The organism is Micromonospora sp. WMMD961, assembly GCF_029626145.1.
Classification (GTDB): Bacteria; Actinomycetota; Actinomycetes; order Mycobacteriales; family Micromonosporaceae; genus Micromonospora.
On sequence record NZ_JARUBJ010000002.1, the window covers coordinates 1,626,563 to 1,649,867 of the forward strand.

At 72.2% G+C, this 23,305-nt stretch carries 24 protein-coding genes; 16 read left to right on the plus strand and 8 right to left on the minus strand.

All coding sequences use genetic code 11. The annotated features are described in order from the left end of the window. Nucleotides 1–32: 32 nt before the first annotated feature. The 3 genes from O7614_RS07785 to O7614_RS07795 are packed head-to-tail and all read right to left on the minus strand — an operon-like array spanning nt 33 to nt 1,171. Nucleotides 33–449 carry a PLD nuclease N-terminal domain-containing protein gene (locus tag O7614_RS07785; protein ID WP_278137795.1) on the minus strand — a complete coding sequence of 139 codons (417 nt, stop codon included), beginning with the start codon at nt 447–449 and terminating at the stop codon, nt 33–35. A gap of 27 nt (nt 450–476) precedes the next feature. Continuing rightward, on the minus strand, nt 477–782 hold the full coding sequence (locus tag O7614_RS07790) for a DUF202 domain-containing protein (protein ID WP_278137796.1): 306 nt from the start codon (nt 780–782) through the stop codon (nt 477–479). Then, nucleotides 779–1,171 carry a DUF202 domain-containing protein gene (locus tag O7614_RS07795; RefSeq protein WP_278137797.1) on the minus strand — a complete coding sequence of 131 codons (393 nt, stop codon included), beginning with the start codon at nt 1,169–1,171 and terminating at the stop codon, nt 779–781. The genes O7614_RS07790 and O7614_RS07795 overlap by 4 nt, the downstream gene beginning before the upstream one ends. Nucleotides 1,172–1,213: 42 nt before the next feature. On the opposite strand from O7614_RS07795, the gene O7614_RS07800 reads away from it, so the two are divergent. From O7614_RS07800 to O7614_RS07815, 4 genes are all read left to right on the plus strand, one after another. Continuing rightward, nucleotides 1,214–2,011, plus strand: a complete 798-nt coding sequence (locus O7614_RS07800) for a GNAT family N-acetyltransferase (RefSeq protein ID WP_278137798.1) — start codon at nt 1,214–1,216, stop codon at nt 2,009–2,011. Then, nucleotides 2,008–2,421: a hypothetical protein gene (locus tag O7614_RS07805; protein ID WP_278137799.1), complete on the plus strand. Its 414-nt coding sequence runs from the start codon at nt 2,008–2,010 to the stop codon at nt 2,419–2,421. The genes O7614_RS07800 and O7614_RS07805 overlap by 4 nt, the downstream gene beginning before the upstream one ends. Before the next feature lie 188 nt (nt 2,422–2,609). Then, on the plus strand, nt 2,610–3,389 hold the full coding sequence (locus O7614_RS07810) for an electron transfer flavoprotein subunit beta/FixA family protein (protein WP_278137800.1): 780 nt from the start codon (nt 2,610–2,612) through the stop codon (nt 3,387–3,389). Between the two features lie 14 nt (nt 3,390–3,403). Beyond that, on the plus strand, nt 3,404–4,363 hold the full coding sequence (locus tag O7614_RS07815; RefSeq protein WP_278137801.1) for an electron transfer flavoprotein subunit alpha/FixB family protein: 960 nt from the start codon (nt 3,404–3,406) through the stop codon (nt 4,361–4,363). A 96-nt stretch (nt 4,364–4,459) separates the two neighbouring features. Here O7614_RS07815 and O7614_RS07820 read toward each other — a convergent pair whose 3' ends face one another. Together O7614_RS07820 and O7614_RS07825 are read right to left on the minus strand one after the other, a co-directional pair. Continuing rightward, nucleotides 4,460–5,344, minus strand: a complete 885-nt coding sequence (locus O7614_RS07820) for an anti-sigma factor (protein ID WP_278137802.1) — start codon at nt 5,342–5,344, stop codon at nt 4,460–4,462. Then, nucleotides 5,298–5,900, minus strand: a complete 603-nt coding sequence (locus O7614_RS07825) for a sigma-70 family RNA polymerase sigma factor (RefSeq protein WP_278137803.1) — start codon at nt 5,898–5,900, stop codon at nt 5,298–5,300. Before O7614_RS07825 ends, O7614_RS07820 begins: the two co-directional genes overlap by 47 nt. Nucleotides 5,901–6,130: 230 nt before the next feature. Between O7614_RS07825 and O7614_RS07830 the strand changes: the two genes are divergently transcribed. The 7 genes from O7614_RS07830 to O7614_RS07860 all read left to right on the plus strand — a co-directional run bounded on the left by O7614_RS07830 (nt 6,131) and on the right by O7614_RS07860 (nt 12,666). Then, nucleotides 6,131–6,961, plus strand: coding sequence for a DUF4397 domain-containing protein (locus O7614_RS07830; protein WP_278137804.1), 831 nt, complete (start codon nt 6,131–6,133; stop codon nt 6,959–6,961). Beyond that, nucleotides 6,958–7,611 carry a class F sortase gene (locus tag O7614_RS07835; RefSeq protein ID WP_278137805.1) on the plus strand — a complete coding sequence of 218 codons (654 nt, stop codon included), beginning with the start codon at nt 6,958–6,960 and terminating at the stop codon, nt 7,609–7,611. The genes O7614_RS07830 and O7614_RS07835 overlap by 4 nt, the downstream gene beginning before the upstream one ends. Before the next feature lie 103 nt (nt 7,612–7,714). Further along, nucleotides 7,715–8,890, plus strand: coding sequence for a cysteine desulfurase family protein (locus O7614_RS07840; protein WP_278137806.1), 1,176 nt, complete (start codon nt 7,715–7,717; stop codon nt 8,888–8,890). A gap of 186 nt (nt 8,891–9,076) precedes the next feature. Continuing rightward, nucleotides 9,077–10,150, plus strand: coding sequence for a tRNA 2-thiouridine(34) synthase MnmA (mnmA, locus tag O7614_RS07845; protein WP_278137807.1), 1,074 nt, complete (start codon nt 9,077–9,079; stop codon nt 10,148–10,150). A gap of 37 nt (nt 10,151–10,187) precedes the next feature. Then, nucleotides 10,188–11,192: a methionine synthase gene (locus tag O7614_RS07850; protein ID WP_278137808.1), complete on the plus strand. Its 1,005-nt coding sequence runs from the start codon at nt 10,188–10,190 to the stop codon at nt 11,190–11,192. Between the two features lie 36 nt (nt 11,193–11,228). Then, a complete protein-coding gene (locus tag O7614_RS07855) occupies nt 11,229–11,594 on the plus strand; it encodes a VOC family protein (protein WP_278137809.1) in 366 nt (121 codons plus the stop codon). 31 nt (nt 11,595–11,625) lie between these two features. Next, nucleotides 11,626–12,666, plus strand: a complete 1,041-nt coding sequence (locus O7614_RS07860) for an ADP-ribosylglycohydrolase family protein (RefSeq protein WP_278137810.1) — start codon at nt 11,626–11,628, stop codon at nt 12,664–12,666. 159 nt (nt 12,667–12,825) lie between these two features. Here the strand turns inward: O7614_RS07860 and O7614_RS07865 are convergent, their stop codons facing one another. Next, the gene (locus O7614_RS07865) at nt 12,826–13,362 is read right to left on the minus strand and encodes a type II toxin-antitoxin system PemK/MazF family toxin (protein WP_278137811.1); all 537 of its coding nucleotides are present in this window, start codon (nt 13,360–13,362) and stop codon (nt 12,826–12,828) included. Between the two features lie 324 nt (nt 13,363–13,686). Here O7614_RS07865 and ligA point away from each other — a divergent pair, with 324 nt between their 5' ends. The 4 genes from ligA to gatA all read left to right on the plus strand — a co-directional run bounded on the left by ligA (nt 13,687) and on the right by gatA (nt 20,656). Continuing rightward, on the plus strand, nt 13,687–15,822 hold the full coding sequence (gene ligA, locus O7614_RS07870) for an NAD-dependent DNA ligase LigA (RefSeq protein ID WP_278137813.1): 2,136 nt from the start codon (nt 13,687–13,689) through the stop codon (nt 15,820–15,822). Between the two features lie 158 nt (nt 15,823–15,980). Then, nucleotides 15,981–18,662: a GGDEF domain-containing phosphodiesterase gene (locus tag O7614_RS07875; RefSeq protein ID WP_278137814.1), complete on the plus strand. Its 2,682-nt coding sequence runs from the start codon at nt 15,981–15,983 to the stop codon at nt 18,660–18,662. Nucleotides 18,663–18,798: 136 nt separating this feature from the next. Further along, a complete protein-coding gene (gatC, locus tag O7614_RS07880; RefSeq protein ID WP_088991147.1) occupies nt 18,799–19,104 on the plus strand; it encodes an Asp-tRNA(Asn)/Glu-tRNA(Gln) amidotransferase subunit GatC in 306 nt (101 codons plus the stop codon). 76 nt (nt 19,105–19,180) lie between these two features. Next, on the plus strand, nt 19,181–20,656 hold the full coding sequence (gene gatA / locus O7614_RS07885) for an Asp-tRNA(Asn)/Glu-tRNA(Gln) amidotransferase subunit GatA (protein ID WP_278137815.1): 1,476 nt from the start codon (nt 19,181–19,183) through the stop codon (nt 20,654–20,656). 75 nt (nt 20,657–20,731) lie between these two features. On the opposite strand, the gene O7614_RS07890 is transcribed toward gatA, so the two are convergent. Both O7614_RS07890 and O7614_RS07895 read right to left on the minus strand, forming a co-directional pair. After that, on the minus strand, nt 20,732–21,166 hold the full coding sequence (locus O7614_RS07890) for a hypothetical protein (RefSeq protein WP_278137816.1): 435 nt from the start codon (nt 21,164–21,166) through the stop codon (nt 20,732–20,734). Nucleotides 21,167–21,372: 206 nt separating this feature from the next. Further along, complete coding sequence (locus tag O7614_RS07895; RefSeq protein WP_278137817.1) at nt 21,373–21,576, minus strand: hypothetical protein; 204 nt, start codon at nt 21,574–21,576, stop codon at nt 21,373–21,375. Between the two features lie 205 nt (nt 21,577–21,781). Here O7614_RS07895 and gatB point away from each other — a divergent pair, with 205 nt between their 5' ends. Beyond that, the gene (gene gatB / locus O7614_RS07900; protein ID WP_278137818.1) at nt 21,782–23,281 is read left to right on the plus strand and encodes an Asp-tRNA(Asn)/Glu-tRNA(Gln) amidotransferase subunit GatB; all 1,500 of its coding nucleotides are present in this window, start codon (nt 21,782–21,784) and stop codon (nt 23,279–23,281) included. Nucleotides 23,282–23,305: the final 24 nt, after the last annotated feature.

Genomic DNA, 23,305 nt, shown 5'->3' on the forward strand with positions numbered 1-23,305 from the left:
GCCGTCGCTCCCCAGGGGCGACGGCGGCGCGTTCACACCTCCGGCCGGTCACCCTCGCGGGGAGGTTCACCGTCGCGGCGGCGCAGGTCGTCCTCGCGCCGGCGGAGGTCTTCCTCCCACCGGCGGAAGAGCTCCTGGTCCTGCTGCTTGGCGCGGTCCTGCACGGAGCGCAGGAACTCCGGGTCGTCGTCCGGGGCGACCGGCCGGGGGCGCTGTCGTTCGGGCGACGAGATGCCGCCGGGCCAGCCCTTGCGGGCACCGGGGGTCGATTCGCGGCCGACGATGAACCAGGCGATCGAGCCGATCAGCGGGAAGAACAGGATGATCAGCACCCAGGCGATCCGGGGAAGGGCACGGATCTGCCCCTCCTCGGCGGAGAGACAGCTGATCAGCGCGCAGACCGCGAGGACGATCTGCACCAGGAAGAGGAGTATGCCAAGCCGGGCCATGTACCCATCATGGCGCACCGTTTCCCGTCACCACAGTCCGCGGAGCACCAGCAGCACTCCCAGTAGTGCGAGCGCCACGGTGCCGAACGCGACCAGGGGCAGTGTCCGACCGCCGGTGCGCGCTGGTCCGCTGCCGGTGGCGCGAGGCCAGCAGAGCACCAGCAGGGCGCCCCACACGACCACTGTGACGCCGGCGATCAGCGCCCCGGTCGGGTCTCCGGTCGACGCCAGTCGGACGGCGAGCGCGGTCACCACTGTCGCCGTGAGCAGGGTGCGCCGCCAGGCCAGCCGGGTGCGCTCCGGTTGCAGCCCGGGGTCGCGTCCGGTGCTCACCGCCCGCCGACGGCCCGGATCAGGACGGCGACCACCAGCAGCACCGCCCCGCTGCCGACGGCGAGGGCGAGGATGGCGGGGAACCGCGACGCGGGCAGCTCCTCACCGAGCCGGATGGCCCGCTCGGTACGCGCCCAGTGGTCCACGGCGCGGATCGCGACCACCCCGCCGAGCAGCAGCAGCGTCACCGCGATCACCTCCCGCAGGTGGCTCATCGGCAGGGGTGGCAGGAACTGCGCGGCGGCCAGTCCACCGCCGACCAGCGCCAGCCCCGTGCGCAGCCAGGCGAGGAAGGTGCGTTCGTTGGCCAGGGAGAACCGGTAGTCCGGCGTTTCGCCGACCGAGCGCAGCTCCGCCGGGTCGAACCATCGCCTGATCGTCTCCCACACAGTGGGAGATTATCCGCTTCCCCTGCCGCTTAGCCTGGTCCGGTGACTGATCTCGACGTACAGACGCTGCGCGACGCCTACGACAACCAACTCCGTCCGGAGATCCCCGACCCGGTTCCGGCCGGGGTGACGGTGGAGCGGGACGGCCCGCTGGTCCGGATCATCGGGCTCGACGCCGGCGGGTTCCTCACGTACCGCGACCTGGGCGGATTGACCGGTGCCGCGCTGGACGAGCTGATCGCCCGGCAGGTGCAGTTGTTCCGTGAGCGTGGCCAGTCGGTCGAGTGGAAGCTCAACGAGCACGACGAACCGGCCGACCTGGCGGACCGTCTGCGTGCTGCCGGCTTCGTCGCGGAGGACCGGGAGACCGTGGTGGTCGGGCCGGTCGCGCCGCTGGCCGCCGCGCTGCCGGTCATCCCCGAGGGGGTACGCCTGCGTGAGGTGACCTCCCGCGCCGACCTGGAGCGGATCGCCGCCATGGAGGAGGAGGTCTGGCAGGAGGACCGCTCGCACCTCGTGTGGGGCCTGGCCAAGGAGATCGACGCCGACCCGAACTCGATCACCGTGGTGGTGGCCGAGGCGGGCGAGACGGTGGTGAGCGCCGGCTGGGTGCGGTTCCCGTCGAACACCGGCTTCGCCACTCTGTGGGGTGGCTCGACCCTGCCGCAGTGGCGGCGCAAGGGCATCTACCGGGCGTTGGTCAACTACCGGGCGCGGCTGGCCGGGCAGCGGGGTCGGACGCTCATGCAGGTCGACTGTTCCGAGGACAGCCGGCCGATCCTGCAACGGCTCGGCCTCGTCGCGGTCACCACCACCACCCCGTACGTCTACACTCCGTGATCATGGAGCAGCGGTTGACGGACGAGGAGCAGCTGATCATCAAGACCGGCGCCTTCGGCGCTGTCTTCCTGGTCTCCAACGCCGACCCGGGGGTGCTGGGGGTGATCCGGGAGAGCATCGCCGCGTCCGGCGCGCTCGCCGATGCCAGCGGTGCGATCAAGGAGGCGCTGACGACCGGCCCGTTGCCGCGGCTTCCTCGGGACTCGCAGTTGGAGATCGAGTCGGTGGTGCTGCCGGCGTTGCGTCGGGCGGTGCTGATCCTGCGTGAGAAGTCACCGCCGGACGTGGAGGCGTACCGGTCGGTGGTCATGGCCGCGGCGGACCGGGTGGCCCGGGCGCACGACGGGGTCGCACCCGCCGAGGCGGCGGCCATCGACCAGATCCGGGTTGCGCTGGCCGACCCGGCCTGACCGGCCGCACGTCGGTGAGCTGTGTCACCCTGTGTGCCTCGGGAGCGCAACCTACTGGCAGGTAACATTGCCCTCGTGGGCAACCGCACAGCAGCTCGCGGTTGACCTGGCGTCGACCGACGCGCGACGCTGCGCCCCATACCGGGCGAGCGAATCGCAACACCACACAGGAGGGTCGTCGAAGCGCGATGAATATCGTCGTACTCGTCAAGCAGGTGCCTGATTCGGGCGCGGACCGCAACCTGCGCAATGACGACAACACCGTCGACCGCGGTTCGGCGAACAACGTGATCAACGAGATGGACGAGTACGCCATCGAGGAGGCGCTGAAGATCAAGGAGGCGCACGGCGGTGAGGTCACCATCCTGACCATGGGTCCGGACCGGGCGACCGAGTCGATCCGCAAGGCGCTCTCCATGGGCCCGGACAAGGCCGTGCACGTGTTGGACGATGCCCTGCACGGCTCCTGTGCCGTCGCCACCTCCAAGGTGCTCGCCGCCGCGCTCGGTCAGCTCGGGGCCGACCTGGTCATCTGCGGTGCCGAATCCACCGACGGTCGGGTCCAGGTCATGCCGCACATGATCGCCGAGCGACTGGGCGTCGCGGCGCTCACCGGTGCCCGCAAGCTCACCGTCGACGGCGCGACGCTGACCGTCGAACGGCAGACCGAGGAGGGGTACGAGGTCGTCACCGCCTCCACCCCGGCAGTCGTCTCCGTCTGGGACACGATCAACGAGCCGCGCTACCCCTCCTTCAAGGGCATCATGGCCGCGAAGAAGAAGCCGGTGCAGACGCTCGCGCTGGCCGACCTCGGCGTCGCGCCGACCGAGGTGGGCTTCGACGGCGCCACCAGCGCCGTCGTCGAGCACACCAAGCGCCCGCCGCGTTCCGGCGGAGCCAAGATCACCGATGAGGGCGAGGGCGGCGTCAAGCTGGTCGAGTTCCTCGCCACCGAGAAGTTCGTGTGAGAGCGGGTCTGGACATGTCTGAGGTTCTCGTCGTCGTCGAAGCCACCAAGGAGTTCGGCGTCAAGAAGGTCACCCTGGAGATGCTCACCCTCGCCCGCGAGCTGGGCACCCCGAGCGCGGTGGTGCTCGGCGGCGCCGGCGCCGCCGAGGCGCTGAGCGGCAAGCTGGGCGAGTACGGCGCGGAGAAGATCTACGCCGCCGAGGGTGACGAGATCGACGGCTACCTGGTGGCACCCAAGGCCACCGTGCTGGCCGAGCTGGTCAAGCGGGTGCAGCCGGCCGCCGTGCTGCTGGCCTCGGCCCAGGAGGGCAAGGAGATCGCCGCCCGGCTCGCCGTCAAGCTGGACAACGGCATCCTGACCGACGTGGTCGGCCTGGACGCCGACGGCACGGCGACGCAGGTCGCCTTCGCCGGCTCCACCATCGTCAAGGCCAAGGTCACCAAGGGCCTGCCGCTGGTCACCGTGCGACCCAACTCGGTCACCCCCGCCCCGTCGGCGGCCACCCCGACGATCGAGCAGCTCACCGTGTCGGTGACCGACACCGACAAGCTGGCCACTGTCGTCGAGCGGGTCGCCGAGCAGAAGGGCTCCCGCCCCGAGCTGACCGAGGCCGGCGTGGTCGTCTCCGGCGGTCGCGGTGTCGGCAACGCCGACAACTTCAAGCTGGTCGAGGAGCTGGCCGACCTGCTCGGCGGTGCCGTCGGCGCGTCCCGCGCGGCCGTCGACTCCGGCTTCTACCCGCACCAGTTCCAGGTGGGCCAGACCGGCAAGACGGTCTCCCCGCAGCTCTACGTCGCACTCGGCATCTCCGGTGCCATCCAGCACCGGGCCGGCATGCAGACCTCGAAGACCATCGTCGCGGTCAACAAGGACGGCGAGGCGCCGATCTTCGAGCTGGCCGACTTCGGCGTGGTGGGCGACCTGTTCAAGATCGTCCCGCAGGCCGCCGAGGAGATCCGCAAGCGCAAGTGACCCGGTAACGAAACGGTGGCCGCCCCCCAATGGGAGCGGCCACCGTTTTTCAATGGGAGCTGATCGGCGGGCCGGGGAGCTGAACCGGCCCACCGATCAGCCCGTCAGGGTGCCCCTCAGCAGGCTGTCGCCGGAGTGGTCGGTGTTGTTGTCGTACTGCTCGGCGGAGACGTCGACCACCGAGTAGGTCTTGAGGTCGACATTCGGGGGCAGCGGCAGCAGCGCATCCGAACCGCCTCCCAGGGTGCCCACCGAGAACATCTCCATCGTCGTCGGATTGATGAGCCAGACCTCGTAGTACCCAGGGACGCGCGGGAGATTCGCCACATGCAGATGCAGTTGGCCGTCCTGGAGAACCCGGGCGTCACCCTTGGCCGTCGGGGGCGTCGACCCGTACGCCGCCAGCGGGGCGCTCGCCACCACCACCTGCGGCGGAGTGGGCGCCGGGTCGTCCGGCCGTAGCACGGAGACGGTGCCCACCACACCCACCGCCGCGGCGGCGGCCGCCGTCACCGCGGTGGCCACCCAGCGGGACCAGCCGGAGCCCCGGCGGGCCCGGCGCGTCGGATCCAACCGGGTGACCGTCGACCCGGCCGTCGTGCCGGTGGCCTGCCCGGCCGTCGTGCCGGTGGTCTGCTCGGCCGTCGTGCCGGTGGCCTGCTCGGCCGTCGTGCCGGTGGACTCTGCGGCCGTCGTGCCGGTGGTCTGCTCGGTGACGGTGCCGAGGGCCTGCCCAGGGACCTGCTGAGGCTGGGCCTCGGCCGCTCTGACCTGGGCGGCGATGCTCTGCCAGACGTGCTCCGGCGGGTCCGGCAGGTCAGCCAGGCCCTGCGTCTCGGCGCCGAGCCCCGCCACCTGATGAAGGGTCGCCAGCTCGGCCCGGCACAGCGCGCAGGTGCCGAGGTGGGTGCTCTCCCCGTTGTCCGCCTCGCTCTCACCGAGCGCCAGAAAGACCAGCCGGTCGTGGTCCAGGTGCTGCACCGTCCACCTCCCATCTGCGTTTCAAGCTCGCCATGCCGCGCCGGATGTGGCTCTTCACTGTGCCCAACGGCACTCCGGTCACCGTGGCTATCTGCTGGTGTGTCAGGTCGTCGTAGAAGGCCAACTCCAACATGCGCCGCTGGTCGTCCGGGAGGCGGGCCAGCTCGTCGGCGACCACCAACCGGTCCACCACCCGGTCCGGGTCCGGCTCGCTGGGCGTCGGCTCGGGCAGTTGTCGGACCGTCTCCACCACCCGGGTCTCCCGGGCCGAGGCGCGCATCCGGTCGATCACCTTGCGTCGGCCGATGCCGAGCAGCCACCCGACCAGCGATCCCTTGGCCGGATCGAACGTGTCGCGACCCAGCCAGGCGGCGACGAACGTCGCCTGGGTGACGTCCTCGGCGTCGCTGCGGTTGGCCAGCATGGAGGTGGCCAGGTGGTGCACGGCGCGACCGTACCGGTCGTAGGCCTCGCGGAGGGCCACCTCGTCGCCTCTTCGAAAACGGAGGCCGAGGTCGTCCACCGGGGGGTCCGGTTCCTGTCGTAGGGCCGTCATCGGGCGGCTCGCCTTCGATGGGGCATGCCCGACTGTAGCTGCCACAGTCTCCGCCCCACTCTCCCGGTCGATGTCATCTCACCAGCTCTTCGTCGCAGGAGCATCGCCCGGATGCAGTCGGGGGCGAAAAAGAAAAGTGCGTTCGGTGCGCATCCACCCGTCGACGAGCCGGCGTAACCCGTTCTGCACGACAGGCATGACGAATCAGCAGCAATCACCAGGAGGCAGACATGCAGCTCTCGTACTTCCGTCGGGTCGCCGCGGGCGGCGCGGTCGCCGCGTTGGCCTTCGCCGGTGTCGGCGCGTTCACGGCCACCCCCGCGTACGCCGCCACGTCCAAGGTCTCCGTCGTGCACGGCATCCCGGACACCCCGGTCGACGTCTACGTCAACGGCACGAAGACGCTGGACAACTTCAAGCCCGGTGACGTCGCCGGTCCGCTGAACCTGGAGGAGGGCGACTACGACATCGCGCTCACCAAGCCGGGTGAGCCGATCGGCAGCGCGATCCTCAAGGTCGACGACGCGGCGGTGCCGGGCGGGGCGAACATCAGCATCGCGGCGCACCTCGACGCCGCCGGCCAGCCGAAGATCACGCCGTTCGTGAACGACGTCTCGAAGGTCGGCGCCGGCAAGGCCCGGCTCATCGTCCGGCACACCGCCGCCGCCCCGGCGGTCGACGTACGCGCCGGTGGCACCCCGGTCTTCGAGGACCTCACCAACCCGAACGAGGCCAAGGGCGACGTCGACGCGGGCAGCGTGAAGGCGGACGTGGTGCTGGCCGGCACCGACACCGTCGCGATCGGCCCGGCGGACCTCAACCTCAGGGAGGGCACCGCGACGATCGTCTACGCGATCGGCTCCGCCGAGGGCAAGACGCTCGGCGTGGTGGCACAGACCATCACCGGCCTGCACTCCGCTCCCGGCGGCGTGCCGAGCGGTGACGGTGGGCAGGCCGGCACGGGCGTGAACACCTGGTGGTACGTGCTCACCGGTGCCGGCGTACTCCTGCTGCTCGGTGGTGGGGTGCGGATGGCGACCGCGCGGAACGGTCGCAGGTGACGGTGCGCAACCGCGGCGCGCTGGCGGCCCTGGCCGCCGGCGTCGCCGCGCTCACCGTCGCCGCCCTGGTGGCGTGCGGCTCGCAGCCGGCCGGGAACGTGGGCACCGACGAGGCCACCGCCCTCGCCAGCACCCCACCGACCGTCGACAGCGGCCCGACGGTCCCGGTGACCGCCGGTGACCTGCCCGCCGACGCGGAGATCGTCGAGCCGGTACGGCTGGTCATCCCCGACATCGGCGTCACCGCCACCGTCGACGCGGTCGGCATCAACGAGCGGACCGACGAGTTCGAGGTGCCGCCGAGCGTCGACGAGGTCGGGTGGTACCGCCACGGCCCCGGTCTGGAGGCGGAGGCCGGATCGGTCGTCATCGCCGGTCACGTGGACAGCGCCCAGCAGGGCAGGGGTGCGTTCTTCCGGCTGCGGGAGCTGGACCAGGGAGACACGGTGACCGCGACCGGCAGCGACGGAAAGGCCCGGCGGTACCGGGTCGTGGCCCGGGAGGAGTACGCGAAGACCAGGATCCCGCTGGACCGGTACTTCGCCCGGGACGGGAAGCCGCGGCTGACGTTGATCACCTGCGGCGGGCCGTTCGACGCGAAGGCCCGCAAGTATCGGGACAACATCGTCGTCACCGCGGTGCCCGCCTGACCAGGTCCCGCCACGTGCCGGGGTGGGGGAGTCCCACCCCGGCCGTCCGGCTCAGCCCCTCCGGCATCCGGCCCCCGAGGTGTCGGCCGTACGCTGAACGGTGATGGCTTACCTGGATCACGCGGCGACGACTCCGATGCTCGACGAGGCACTGGAGGCGTACGTCGCTACCGCCCGTGAGGTCGGCAACGCGTCCTCCCTGCACGCGTCGGGCCGCCGTGCCCGCCGCCGGGTCGAAGAGTCGCGCGAACGGGTGGCCGCGGTGCTGGGTGCGCGGCCCTCCGAGGTGATCTTCACCGGCGGTGGCACCGAAAGTGACAACCTCGCGGTCAAGGGCATCTTCTGGGCCCGCCGGGGCGCCGGCACCGACCGCCGACGGGTGGTCTCCAGCGCCGTCGAGCACCACGCCGTGCTGGACGCGGTCGACTGGTTGGCCCAGCACGAGGGCGCGGAGGTCGGCCTGCTGCCGGTGGACGCTCTCGGTCGGCTCGACCCGCAGGACCTGCGCGCCGAGTTGGCCGCCCACGCCGACCAGGTGGCCGTTGTCACCGCGATGTGGGCGAACAACGAGGTGGGCACCGTCCAGCCGATCGCCGAGCTGGCCGCCGTCGCCGCCGACCACGGCGTGCCGTTCCACACCGACGCCATCCAGGCGGTCGGTCAGGTGCCCGTCGACTTCGCCGCGAGCGGAGTCTCCGCGCTGACCGTCACCGGCCACAAGCTGGGCGGCCCGGCCGGGGTGGGCGCGCTGCTGCTCGCCCGGGACGTGGCGGCCACGCCACTGCTGCACGGTGGCGGCCAGGAACGAGACATCCGCTCCGGCACCCTGGACACCGCCGGCATCGTCGCCTTCGCGGTCGCTGTGGAGGCGGCGGTGAAGGGTCAACAGGAGTACGCGGCCCGGGTGGCCGCCCTCCGCGACGACCTGATCGAGCGGGTACGTCAAGCGGTGCCCGAGGTGATCTACAACGGTGACCCGGCCGACCGTCTGCCCGGCAACGCGCACTTCTCCTTCCCCGGCTCCGAGGGCGACGCGCTGCTGCTCCTTCTCGACGCGCAGGGGATCGCCTGCTCGACGGGTTCGGCCTGCTCCGCAGGGGTCGCCCAGCCGTCGCACGTACTACTGGCGATGGGCGCCGACGACGATCGCGCCCGCTCCTCGCTGCGCTTCTCCCTGGGCCACACGAGCACCCAGGCCGACATCGACGCCCTGATCGCCGCCCTCCCCGCTGCGGTAGACCGAGCCCGCCGAGCCGCCGCCCTCCGCACCCCCCGCTAACTGCTCCCCCGCCCTCTCTGCGGTCGATCATGGAGTGGTGGTGCCTGAAAGAAGACTGATTGCGGCTTTTGTTGACCACCACAAGTCCATGATCGACGCCGCCGACGGTGGACGAGGTCACTTCGCGGCCTGCGGAGAGTGCGCGGGGCGGGTGGGTAGGCTGGCGGTGGGGAAGGGAGTGGGCTGGTGAGGGTTCTGGCGGCGATGTCGGGCGGGGTTGACTCGGCCGTGGCGGCGGCGCGGGCGGTGGCGGCCGGGCACGACGTGACGGGCGTGCACCTGGCGCTGGCCCGTAACCCACAGACCTATCGGACCGGGGCGCGTGGCTGCTGCACCCTGGAGGACTCCCGCGACGCGCGCCGGGCCGCCGACGTGATCGGCATCCCCTTCTACGTATGGGACATGGCCGACCGCTTCCACGAGGACGTGGTGGACGACTTCGTCGCCGAGTACGCGGCCGGCCGCACGCCGAACCCCTGTCTGCGCTGCAACGAGAAGATCAAGTTCGCGGCGGTGCTGGACCGGGCGGTGGCGCTGGGCTTCGACGCGGTGGTGACCGGGCACCACGCCCGACTCGGCCCGGACGGGCTGCTGCGGCGCAGTGTCGACGTGGCCAAGGACCAGTCGTACGTGCTCGCCGTGCTCACCCGCGAGCAGCTCGACCGTTCGATCTTCCCGCTGGGCGACTCGACCAAGGCGCAGGTTCGTGCCGAGGCCGCCGAGCGTGGCTTGGCCGTCGCCGACAAGCCGGACTCGCACGACATCTGCTTCATCGCCGACGGTGACACCCGTGGCTTCCTCGCCGGCCGGCTCGGCGAGGCGCCTGGCGACGTGGTGGACGCGAGCACCGGCGCGGTGGTCGGCAGTCACAGCGGCGCGTACGCGTACACGGTGGGGCAGCGTCGCGGGCTGCACCTGGACCGGCCGGCCCCGGACGGCCGGCCGCGCTACGTGCTCTCCATCACCCCGAAGACCAACACGGTGACCGTCGGCCCGGCCGAGGCGCTGGAGGTGTCCGAGGTCCGTGCCGCTCGTCCGGTCTGGACCGGCGGCACGCTTCCGGACTCCCCGGTGGAGTGCGAGGTGCAGTTGCGGGCGCACGGCAACGTGGTGCCGGCGACCGTCGCCCTGGACGGTGACCGGCTGCACGCCGAGTTGCGCCGGCCGGTACGCGGCGTCGCCGCCGGTCAGGCCCTGGTCGCGTACCGACCGGACCCGGCCGGCGACGTGGTCCTCGGCTCCGCGACCATCACCGGCTGACCGCACGGCCCGGGTGTCCGCGGGATAGCCTTCGCCCGTGACAGATCAGGCGTGGCCCTGGCCGGCCGGCGCGGCAACCGGAATCGGTTCGCTGCCCGGCACCGACATCGGCGAGGCCCAGCGGGTGGTCCTCGGTGAGCTTCCCGACCTGCCCCACCTGCCCGAGTTGCCGGCCCGTGGGCCCGGCGCAGACATGATCGGCCGATCCGCCGGGCTGCTTGTCGACCTGCCCGTCGAGGTGTACGCGGGGCGGTGGCGGGTCGCCCCGCGCACTGGCCGTGACCTGCGCCGCGCCCTCGACCTGATGGAACGCGACCTGGACCAGCTCGCCGAGCAGGCCGAGGAGTACGCCGGGCCGATCAAGGTGCAGGCCGCCGGCCCCCTCACGCTGGCCGCCTCCCTGGAGCTGCCGATCGGTGGCCGTCTGTTGCGTGATCCCGGCGCGGTTCGCGATCTGGCCGGCTCCCTCGCCGAAGGGCTGCGCGCGCACGTCGCGGCGGTGGCCCGGCGGCTGCCCCGGGCAGCGGTGCTGCTGCAACTGGACGAACCGTCGCTACCGACAGTGCTGGCCGGGCGGGTGCCCACCGAGAGCGGGTTGGGCGCGTACCGGGCGATCGAGTCGGTGGACGCCGCCGCGCTGCTGCGCACTGTCGTCGAGGCGGTCGGCGTGCCGACGCTCGTGCACTGCTGCGCCCCGGACGTACCGCTGGAGCTGATCCGCTCCACCGGCGCCGTCGCGGTCGCCCTCGACCTGGACCTCGTCACCGACCTGGACCCGCTGGGCGAGGCGATCGACGCCGGCCTCGGGTTGCTGGCCGGGGCCGCGCCGACCCGACCGCCGTCGGCCGGCCGCGCGCCGACCTCCGCCCAGATCGCCGATCGGGTACGCCAGCTCTGGGACCGTCTCGGCTTTCCCCGCCGGCAGCTCGCCGAGCAGGTGGTGGTCACCCCGGCCTGCGGTCTCGCCGGTGCCGACGAGCAGTACGCGCGGGCGGTGCTCGCAGCGTGTCGGGACGCGGGCCGGCGGTTCGCCGAGGGCTGAGGTTTCCTGTCGTACCCGGTGGGCAGGATGACGGTCATGATTGGACAGCTGCGTTCAGTGGTGATCGACTGCCCGGATCCGCGGGCGCTGGCGGCGTTCTACGCCGAGCTGCTCGGCATCCCCTTCGCCGAGGGTGACTTCGACGACGACTGGGTGGTGCTGGGCGGTCCGCCCGGTCACCAGCCACGTCTGGCCTTCCAGCAGGCGCTCAACCTGCGGTCACCGGCCTGGCCGGACCCGGAGCGCCCGCAGCAGTTCCACCTGGATGTGACGGTGGACGACATCGACAGCGCGGAGAAGGCGGCGCTGGCACTCGGTGCGCGGCGGCTGCCCGGTGAGGGCGAGGGCTTCCGGGTCTACGCCGATCCGGCCGGCCACCCGTTCTGTCTCTGCTGGGACTGAGGCCCGACGGGGGTTGCGGCGGCCGGGCATCATGGCCGCCGTGATCCCTACCTCCCCGCTGCGCGCCTCCGGTTCACTCTTCGGCCTCGCCTACGGTGACGCGCTCGGCAAGCCGACCGAATTCCTCAGCGTCGCTGAGATCGAGCACCGCTACGGCCCGGCCGGTCCCCGTGAGCTGTCCGGCGATCCGGCCCTGGTCACCGACGACACCCAGATGGCGCTCGCCGTGGGCTGGGCGCTGCACGAGGCTCCGTCGTTGACGCCGGAGGCGGTGGAGCCGCTGCTGCGGCGGCGCTTCGTGGCCTGGTCGGTCAGCCCGGACAACAACCGTGCCCCGGGGATGACGTGCCTGCGCGCCTGCGCCGAGCTGAGCCGTGGGCTGCCGTGGCAGGCGGCGACGGTGGTCGGGTCGAAGGGGTGCGGCGCCAACATGCGGGTCACCCCGGTCGGGCTGATCGACGTCGACCTGGACACGCTGGCCGGCCTGGCCCAGTTGCAGGCTGGGCTGACTCACGGGCACCCGACCGGGCTGGCCGCCAGCGAGCTGACCGCGTACGCGGTCCACGCGCTGCGCGGGGGCGTCACGCTGCCTGAGCTTCCCGCGCTTCTCACCGAGCGGGCGTTCGCCCAGCGCCTGGTCTACCGGGAGCAGTGGCTGGGGGACCTGTGGCAACGTGCCGGGGCCGGCACGCCGGAGGCGTTCATCGCCCCGGGCTGGGACGAGTGCCTGGCGGTGCTGCGCCGACTCACCGCCGCCCTGGGACGGCCGGACGACGGCGCTGACCCGTGCCGGGCCACCGGGGAGGGCTGGGTGGCCGAGGAGGCACTGGCCACCGCGCTGCTCTGCGCCGTACGGCACGCCGACGACCCGGTCACCGCCCTGGCCCGGGGCGCGACCACCGCCGGCGACTCCGACTCGATCGCCGCCCTGGCTGGCGCGTTCGTCGGCGCGGCCGTGGGGATGGCCGCCTGGCCGAGCGGGTGGGCCGGCCGCATCGAGTACGCGGACCAGCTCGCCACCCTCGGCGAAGCCTGGGACCGACCCGCCCGCACACCCCCAGCCCGGGCCTGATCCACCGGGGTGATCCACTCGGGTTCCTGAAAGTCGGGGTGTCCCGTGGCGTCTGTCACCACGTTCTTCCAGGAAGCTGAGTCGATCATGCCCTCCCGGTCAGGCGAGGACCGGTGGTCAGGGCGACGGCGTGGTCAGGGCGCTGCGGCAGCGGGGTGGTCAGGCGGTGGGCAGGTGCCGCAGGCTGCGGACCTTCTGCCACAGGTCAGCGTCGCAGCGGCCGGCGTGATCCTCGAACGCGGCCGAGCTGAGTCGGATCGGCTCGGTCAGGCTCAGGTAGCTGTCGTGCTCCGCGCCGGGGTCCCAGTTCCGGGTGGGGATCCGTACGTGGTCGTCCCGGTCGCCCTTGTCCTGGCTGGTGATCTTGAGGACGTCGGCGCCCCGGGAGTCGGCGCGCAGCACCAGGCAGGGACGCACCTTCGACCCGCTGCCGTCGGCGTACGGCACGTCGGCCCACCAGATCTCTCCCGGTGCCGGAGCGCCGGCCGCGCGTTCGGTGTCGCGTGAGCGGGGCTTGGTGGACGGCCGATCGGTGCCGCGTGGCCTCGGCGCCGTGGAGCGACGGCCAGGGCGGGTGCCCCGACCCGGCCGGGTGCCCGGACGGCGGTCGGCCACCCGGTGCCGCCAACTGTTCCACGCCCAGCCGGCGGTCACCGCCAGCAGGATCGCCACCGCCCAGAGCAGCGCCTCGGGCATCAGTACCTCCGCCTCTCGGCGACCCCAGGGGGTCGCGCCGTCCGGCGATCCTCGCACGCCGCAGGCCGTGCCGCCCGCCGACGACACCGCAGTGTCCCCACCGTCCGAGGTGCCCGCCGACCCGTCCTGGCCCGGTGATCGAGTCCGCGGGGCGATGTGGGGGCGTCGGGACGGCACCACGTCGCCGCCGTGGAGTCGATCACCGGACGGCGCGACCCCCGGCGTCGCTCCCGGCGCGGGCGGGCGCCGGATTGTCCCACCGGCCCGATACCGTGCCGGAGTAGCGTGATCAGGGAGGTCGCAGGCGTGTCCGAAGGTGGCGGTGTGTCCGAGGAGCAGATCGGTCAGCAGGTCAGCCCGGCCCAGGAGGCGGCGGCCGGGTCGGAGCCGACGCCGCAGGCCCGCGAGCGGCACGCCACGCTCAGTCAGGAGCTGACCGAGCACCAGTACCGCTACTACGTGTTGGACTCCCCGACCATCACCGACGCCGACTTCGACCGGCAGTTGCGCGAGTTGGAGGCGTTGGAGGCGGAGTTCCCGGCGCTGCGGACGCCCGACTCGCCGACCCAACGGGTGGGTGGCACGTTCTCCACCGACTTCACCCCGGTCACCCACGCCGAGCGGATGCTCTCGCTCGACAACGCCTTCGCCGACGAGGAGTTGGCGGCCTGGGCCGAGCGCGTCGAACGGGACGCGGGCGGCCCGGTGCCCTACCTGTGCGAGCTGAAGGTCGACGGGCTGGCGATCAACCTCACCTACGAGAACGGCCGGCTCGTTCGTGCGGCCACCCGGGGTGACGGTCGCACCGGCGAGGACGTCACCGCCAACGTGCGCAGCATCCGCGACGTGCCCAGCCAGCTCACCCCGTCCGCCGACTTCCCGACCATTCCCGAGCTGGTGGAGGTCCGGGGCGAGATCTACTTCCCGGTCGCCGCGTTTGCCGACCTCAACGCGGGGCTGGTGGAGCAGGGCAAGGCACCGTTCGCCAACCCCCGCAACGCCGCCGCGGGCAGCCTGCGGCAGAAGGACCCACGGATCACCGCCTCCCGACCGCTGCGCCTGGTGGTGCACGGCATCGGTGCCCGCCGGGGGTTCCAGCCCACGGCCCAGTCCGAGTCGTACGCGGCGCTGAAGGCGTGGGGGCTGCCGACCAGCGACCGGTGGCGGGTCGTTCCGGATCTCGCGGGTGTCGCGGAATACATCGCCTACTACGCCGAGCACCGGCACGACGTCGAGCACGAGATCGACGGGGTCGTGGTCAAGGTCGACCCGGTGTCCATCCAGGGCCGGCTGGGCTCGACCAGCCGCGCGCCGCGGTGGGCGATCGCCTTCAAGTACCCGCCGGAGGAGGTCACCACCAAGCTGCTCGACATCGACGTCAACGTGGGGCGCACCGGTCGGGTCACCCCGTTCGCCGTGCTCGAACCGGTGCGGGTGGCCGGCTCGACCGTCGCGCTGGCCACCCTGCACAACGCCCGCGAGGTCGAACGCAAGGGCGTGTTCATCGGCGACACGGTGGTTCTGCGCAAGGCCGGCGACGTGATCCCCGAGGTGCTCGGCCCGGTCATCGAGCTGCGTCCCGCCGACGCCCGGCCGTTCGTCATGCCGACCACCTGCCCGGCGTGCGGCACCCCGCTCGCGCCGGCCAAGGAGGGCGACATCGACATCCGTTGCCCCAATACCCGCAGCTGCCCGGCCCAGCTGCGGGAGCGGGTGTTCCACCTCGCCGGTCGCGGCGCGTTCGACATCGAGGTGCTCGGCTACAAGGGTGCGGCGGCCCTGCTGGACGCGGACGTCATCGCCGACGAGGGCGACCTCTTCCAGCTCGACGCCGAGCAGTTGTCCCGGTCCCCGTTCTTCGTCAACAAGGACGGCACGTTGGGCAGCAACGCGGTCAAGTTGTTGGACAATCTCGCGGTCGCCCGGGAGCGTGACCTGTGGCGGGTGTTGGTGGCGCTCTCCATCCGCCATGTCGGCCCTACCGCCGCGCAGGCGCTCGCCCGGCACTTCCGCTCGATGGAGGCCATCGACGCGGCCAGCGAGGAGGAGCTGTCCTCGGTCGACGGGGTCGGGCCGACCATCGCGGCCAGCATCCGCGAGTGGTTCGCGGTGGACTGGCACCGCGAGGTCGTCCGCAAGTGGGCCGAGGCGGGCGTACGGATGGCCGAGGAGGCGGTCGACGAGGGGCCGCGCCCGCTGGAGGGGCTGACCGTGGTGGTGACCGGGACGCTGGCCGGCTTCTCCCGGGACCAGGCCGCCGAGGCCGTGCAGAGCCGGGGCGGCAAGCTCAGCGGGTCGGTCTCCAAGAAGACGAGCTTCGTGGTCGTGGGGGACAACCCCGGGTCCAAGGCCGACAAGGCGGCGAGCCTCAAGGTGCCGGTGCTGGACGAGGACGGGTTCCGGTTGCTGCTGGACGCGGGGCCGGACGCCGCACGGGAGGTCGCCCAGCCCGGCGGGTGATCCCGGCCGGACGGTCGCGGCGACAACTGGCGGCGTATACCAACTTAATTACGACTACGACCGATTCGTGACTGTCATACCGGGAAACCGGGGGCTGAGGGCGTTTCATTGGGTCACGGCGTACCGCACCGGCACGCCGACGCTCGTCGGGAGGTGTGGTGGAGACCGCCGATCCACGCAACTCGCTCCCTCCGGGGCGGGCGACTCCGTTCGCCACCTTCGTCGTCGGCATCCTGGTGGTCGCCGCGCTGACCGCTGGCGTTCCGCTGGCGAAACTTCCCGCCGAGGTCTCCGGGCTGCCGGTGGCGTTCTGGACGATGGCCGTGCTCGCGGTGGTCTGCGACGCCCGGCCGTTCGTCCCACCGGGGCGTCGGCAGACCTCCGCGGTGTTCCCGTCCACCTGCTTCACCTTCGCGATCCTGCTCGGCTGGGGCCTCGGCCCCGCGGTGGTGGTGCAGGCGGTCGGGGTGATCGTCTCCGGCTGGCGGATGCGGCACGCGGCCTGGCGGACGGCGTTCAACGTCGGCCAGTACGCGTGCGCTCTCGCCGCCGCGTACGGGGTGATCCGGCTCGGCTCGGGCACCATCTTCTCCGGCGGGCGTCTGCACTGGACCGACGTGGCTGCGGTCGGCGGTGCCACCCTGGCGTGGTTCGTCGTCAACTACGGGCTGGTCAGCTGGGCGGTGCGGCTGCGGTTCGGCGACCGCTGGTGGCCCACCCTCCGCCAGGGTCTCGGCTTCGAGTTGCTCTCCACCGGCTCGCTGTTGCTGCTCGCCCCGGTGCTGGTCGCCGCCGCACGGGTCAGCGCGGCGTTGATCCCGCTGGTGCTGGTGCCGCTCTTCGCGGTCTACCGGATGGCCCGGCTGACCGTCGAGCAGCAGCACCTCGCCGCCGCCGACCCGCTGACCGGGCTGCCGAACCGCAAGGCGCTGTTGGTCGAGGTGGCCGAGCAGGTGCACCTGCACGCCGAGCGGGCGGCCCGGGGTGAGCCCGGCGGGCAACTGGCGCTGCTCCTGATCGACCTGGACCGTTTCAAGAACGTCAACGACGCTCTCGGTCACGCCGTGGGCGACCGGCTTCTGGTCGAGGTCAGCGCCCGGCTCACCGATGTGCGGCCCCGACCACAGATGATCGCCCGGCTCGGCGGAGACGAGTTCGCCATCGTGATGACCGGCCTGACCGATGTCGGTCAGGCGCGGGAGTTGGCCGACCGGGTGGTGCAGGCGCTGGCCGAGCCGGTGCCGCTCGACGGGCTGCCGTTGGACGTCGGCGGTTCGATCGGGATCGCGCTCTTTCCCGAACATGGCGAGGACTTCGCCACCCTGATGCGCCACGCCGACGTGGCGATGTACGACGCGAAGCACCGCAACGACACGGTGGCCGTCTACGCCCCCGAATCCGACCACAACTCCGCCGAGCGACTCGGCCTCCTCGCCGACCTGCGCCGGGTGCTGGAATCCAGCCCGTCGACGGAAGGGCCGTTCGACGCCGAGCAGCCCGATCGGCCGGAGGGGCCGTTCGAGGCGGATCCGGCGGGGCGCGGTGACGACGACGGGGTGGCCGAGCAGGCCGACGGGAACGGCCGGGACGTGGTGCCGAGCGGCGTCGAGCGGGTCGACGTACCCCTGGCCGCGAAGGCCGAGGTGCGCGGCGGTGACGGGGCGGCGCTGCCCATCGGGTCCCCGGCCGAGCCCGCACCACGCGCGGAGCCGGCGTCGGCGGTCGCCACCGCGCCGCCCGCCGGCCCCCGCTGGTGGGGGCGCCGTCGGCGCAACGCCGAGGAGTTGGTGCACGCCGACGAGCTGATCAACCGGATCGCCACCGGGGCCGACCCGATCCGGGGCCGCAGCTCCCGTGCCCCGGCCGCCGGCAGCCGCTCGGGTTCGGCCCGGGAACGACGCGCCGGAGCGGGCAACGGCCGCCGGGCACCGAACGCAGGCGCGCTGCCGGCCAGGGGCAACGGTGGTCCCTGGCCACGGCGTGACGCCGGGGCGGGCACGTCGGGGCAACCGGCCGGATCGACCGGGTGGGCACACGCGGACGGTGACGCGGCGGACGACGCCGGGGAAATCACTATGTACTACCAGCCGCAGATCGCCATCGCGACCGGCGAGGTGGTCGGGGTCGAGGCCCTGCTGCGGTGGCGGCACCCCCGGCGGGGCATGGTCGACCCGGAGGAGCTCATCCGGGTCGCCGAGCAGAGCGCGGTGATGCGCCTCCTCACCCGTCGGGTGGTCGACGACGTGGTGGAGCAACTCGCCAAGTGGTCGGCGGCCGGCATCGGCCTGCGCGCGGCGCTGAACGTGAGCGTGCGGGACCTGCACACCGGCGAGATCGCCGACCAGATCGCCGACCGGCTGGCCCGCTACCAGGTGCCGGCTGAGCGGTTGCAGGTGGAGATCACCGAAGGTGCCCTGATGGCCGACCCGCGCCGGGTGCTGGCCACCATCTCCCACCTGCACCGGATCGGCGTGGCCATCGCACTGGACGACTTCGGCACCGGCTACTCCTCCCTGCAACACCTGCGCCGGTTGCCGCTGTCCGAGGTGAAGGTGGACCGGTCGTTCGTGCTCGGCATGGCCGACGACGCCGACGACGCGGCGATCGTCCGGTCGATGATCGAGCTGGCCGGCGCGTTGGGGCTGCGGGTGGTCGCCGAGGGCGTCGAGGACGAGCGGACCTGGCGGATGTTGCACGCCGCCGGCTGCGACGCCGCGCAGGGCTGGTTCTACGCCCGGCCCATGCCCGCCGAGGAACTGGTCACCTGGCTGGCCCGGTATCGGCCGGTACGCCCGAGCGGGCCACCGCAGTCGGACACCGGTCGCCGCCCCACCCGCTGACCCGGCTGTCGGGAGGGGGAGTCGGGGACGCGGCACCAGAGCGGAACAATAGACTCGCTCCGGTCACCGCGCGTCACGCTCCACCGTCGCGCGGCAGGCACACCGCCGACCAGCAGGACATCAGAAGGGGGCACGGATGGCCGCCATCTCCCGCGAGGAGGTCGCGCACCTGGCGCGCCTGTCGCGGCTCGCCGTCACCGAGGAGGAGCTGGACACGTTCGCCGGCCAGCTCGACGTGATCCTCCAGGCAGTCGCCCAGGTCGGCGAGGTCGCCGCCGCGGACATCCCGCCGACCTCGCACTCGGTGCCGCTGACCAACGTCTTCCGCGAGGACGTCGTCACACCGTGCCTGACCCCGCAGGAGGCGCTCTCGGGGGCACCCGACGCCGAGGACCAGCGTTTCCGCGTACCGCGGATCCTGAGCGAGGACGTGGCCTCATGAGCGAGCGGCAGCGAGCGAATCAGCATGGCAGCGCTGTGGTGCCTCATGGCGTCGCGGAGCGAAGCGGAGTGACGGCATGAGCGATCTGATCAAGATGACCGCGACGGAGATCGCGTCCCTGGTCGCCGGGGGCGAGACCTCCGCCGTCGAGGTGACCCAGGCCCACCTGGACCGGATCGCCGCCGTCGACGACCGGGTGCACGCCTTCCTGCACGTCGACACCGACGGCGCGCTCGCCGCGGCCCGCGCGGTGGACGAACGGCGGGCCGCCGGCGAGGAGTTGGGCCCTCTCGCGGGTGTGCCGGTTGCCGTCAAGGACGTGCTCGCCACCCGAGGCGTGCCGACCACAGTGGGGTCGAAGATCCTCGAGGGTTGGCGCCCGCCGTACGACGCGACGATCGTGCAGCGCCTGCGCGACGCCGGCACGGTGATGCTCGGCAAGACCAACATGGACGAGTTCGCCATGGGGTCCTCCACCGAATACTCGGCGTACGGCCCGACGCACAACCCGTGGGACCTGACCCGGATCCCGGGCGGCTCGGGTGGTGGCAGCGCCGCCGCGTTGGCCGCGTACGAGGCACCGCTGGCGATCGGCTCGGACACCGGCGGCTCGATCCGCCAGCCCGGCGCGGTCACCGGCACCGTGGGCGCGAAGCCCACCTACGGCGGCACCTCCCGCTACGGGCTGGTCGCCTTCTCCTCGTCGCTGGACACTCCCGGCCCGTGCGCCCGGAACGTGCTCGACGCGGCCCTGCTGCACCAGGTGATCGGCGGGCACGACCCCCGGGACTCCACCTCGATCCCGCAGCCGGTGCCGGACGTGGTGGCGGCAGCCAAGCTCGGCGCGACAGGTGGCCTGACCGGCGTTCGGCTCGGCATCGTCAGCGAGTTCGTCGGCGAGGGTGCCGAGCCGGGTGTGATGACCGCTTTCCGCGAGTCCGTGGACGCGCTCGCGAAGATGGGCGCGGAGATCGTCGAGGTGTCCTGCCCGACGTTCGCGTACGCGCTGCCGGCGTACTACCTGATCGCCCCGAGCGAGTGCTCCTCCAACCTGGCCCGGTTCGACGGCGTCCGGTTCGGCCTGCGGGTCGGCGACGACGGCAACCGGTCGCTGGAGGAGGTCATGTCGCTGACCCGGGAGGCCGGCTTCGGTCCGGAGGTCAAGCGCCGCATCATGATCGGCACGTACGCGCTGTCGTCGGGCTACTACGACGCGTACTACGGGCAGGCGCAGAAGGTCCGGACGCTCATCACGCGGGACTTCACCGCCGCGTTCGAGCAGGTCGACGCGCTGATCTCGCCGACCACCCCGTCGGTGGCGTTCCCGATCGGCGCGCGGACCGCCGACCCGTACCAGATGTACCTGGCCGACCTGTACACGATTCCGACCAACCTGTACGGCGGGCCGGGCATCTCGGTGCCCTGTGGGCTCTCCGAGGGGTTGCCCGTCGGTCTGCAGGTGATGGCCCCGACCATGGCCGACGACCGGATGTACCGGGTGGCCGCCGCCTTGGAGTCCGCGGTCGGCACGTTCACCCCTCCGACGTTGTAGACCGGACGTCACCGCGTCGGCGTCGAGGGCCAGTCCCTCGGCGCCGACTGCGCGTTCGGACGGTGTGAGCGTCGGTCAGGGCTGGCTCGGCGGCCCGGCGAGGTAGCGGCGGGCCTCCCGCAGGCCACGCCAGCGCACCCATCCCTGGGTCGCCCAGAGAGCGCCGAGCGCCACGGCGATCACCCGGGTTGAGAGGTGGGATGCGCCGACGAACAGCAGTGCCTCGAGCAGCACGCCGGCGCCGAGGATCCAGAGCACCCAGCGCCCACCCCTGCGTCGTTCTGCCTCCCGGCGGGCGAGGGCGTCGACGCGCGGGTCGTCGGTGTGCCCGGCGCGCAGGGCCTGGCGAACCGCCGGATCGGGGCTCCGGGCGGCCGGAGGGCCGGGTAGTCGGTGCCCGGCCAGCAGCGCCACCGCCGCGCCGACCGCCGCGAAGAAGAGTGAGAGCGTGAAGATCGTGAGCACGCCGCGCGGCGAGGTCTCCCGCCCGTCCAAGACGAACACCGCCACCGTCAGCGTCGGAAGCCCCACCACCAGCCCTGCGGCAACCAGTGCCGCACTCCGCCACGAGCGGCGGCCGACCGACTGCCGCAGTGAGGTCGGCCCACGTCCACGAGCGGGTGGGGTCGAGGCCGAAGCGGGATGCTGAGCCGGCGGGCCGGACGTCGGACCGATGACCCGATCGGTAGGACCCGACGGCTCAGCCGCCGACGGGGTCACGATCCCGCCCGGTCTCGCCGGCGTGACGCCGTCCACCGTCCTATCCCCCGGGCGACGGCCAGCCCGATCACGCCCGGAATGACGAGCAGGACCACCAACAGCCACAGGTCGTCCGGTTGCCGTTCGCCGCCGGCGACGGACCAGCCGACCACTGTGAGCACGGCCGCCACCACCCACGCGGCCAGCACCGCCAGGAGCACCTGCCTGGTGTTGTACCGTCGGCCCGGATCGGCCCGGCCAGTGGATCGATCATTCCCCGTATTCGTCATGGTCGACAGGTACCCGGGTGTTGTCGCGGACACACTCGGCGACGACAACTGTGTGTTCTCGAAACCCGCGCGAAGCCGGACGCGGCAACCCCATTAGGCTGGACAGGTTCTGTCCGGATCGCGCCTGGAGCGTCTCATGACCACGACACTGCCCGCGTACGACGAGGTCGTTGCGCGCTACGAACCGGTGATCGGCCTGGAGACCCACGTCGAGCTGGGCACGAACACCAAAATGTGGTGCGGCTGCCCGACCGACTTCGGTGGCGCGCCGAACACCCGGGTCTGCCCGGTGTGCCTAGGCCTGCCCGGTTCGCTGCCGGTGGCCAACAAGGCTGCGATCGAGGCGATCATCCGGATCGGTCTGGCGTTGAACTGCTCGATCGCCGAGTGGTGCCGGTTCGCCCGGAAGAACTACTTCTACCCGGACATGCCGAAGAACTTCCAGATCAGCCAGTACGACGAGCCGATCTGCGTCGACGGTTACCTGGACGTCGAGGTGGGCGGCGAGACGGTGCGGATCGAGATCGAGCGGGTGCACCTGGAGGAGGACACCGGCAAGACGTTGCACGTCGGTGGTGCCACCGGCCGCATCCACGGCGCGACGGAGTCGCTGGTCGACTACAACCGGGCCGGCATCCCGCTGGTCGAGATCGTGACCAAGCCGATCACGGGCACCGGTGCGCTCGCCCCCGAGGTGGCCAAGGCGTACGTCGCCGAGCTGCGCGACGTGATCCGCACCCTCGGCGTCTCGGACGTGCGGATGGAGGAGGGTTCGCTGCGGTGTGACGTGAACACCTCGCTGAACCTGCCGGGCGCGGAGTGGGGCACCCGTACCGAGACGAAGAACGTCAACTCGTTGCGGTCGGTGGAGCGGGCGGTCCGCTCGGAGATGCTGCGGCAGGCGTCGGTGCTCGACGCGGGTGGCCGGATCACGCAGGAGACGCGCCACTTCCACGAGGACACCGGCGACACCACCCCGGGTCGCTCGAAGGAGACGGCCACCGACTACCGGTACTTCCCGGAGCCGGACCTTGTGCCGATCGCCCCGGACCCGGCCTGGGTCGCCGAGCTGAAGGCAGCCCTGCCGGAGCTGCCCCGGGTGCACCGGCGTCGGCTCCAGGAGCAGTGGGGCCTGTCCGACCTGGACATGCAGTCGGTGTTGAACGCGGGCGCGGTCGAGCTGATCGAGGCCACCGTGGCCGCCGGCACCACCCCTGCGGCGGCCCGCAAGTGGTGGCTGGGTGAGTTGTCCCGCCGCGCCAACGAGAGCGGCGTGGAGCTGGCCGAGATCGGCGCGACCCCCGCCCAGGTGGCCGAGCTTCAGGGGCTGGTCGACGCCGGCAAGCTCAACGACAAGATGGCCCGTACGGTGCTGGAGGGTGTGGTCGACGGTGAGGGCTCACCCACCGAGATCATGACCAGCCGGGGCTTGGAGGTCGTGTCGGACACCGGCGCGCTGACCGCCGCCGTGGACGAGGCGATCGCCGCGAACCCCGGCATCGCCGACAAGATCCGCAGCGGCAAGGTCGCCGCGGCCGGCGCGCTGGTCGGCGCGGTCATGAAGACCACCCGGGGCCAGGCCGACGCCGCCGCCGTCCGCACGCTGATCCTGGAGCGCCTCGGCGTCCAGGGCTAATTGTAAGGAAGGGCCCCTTCTTAT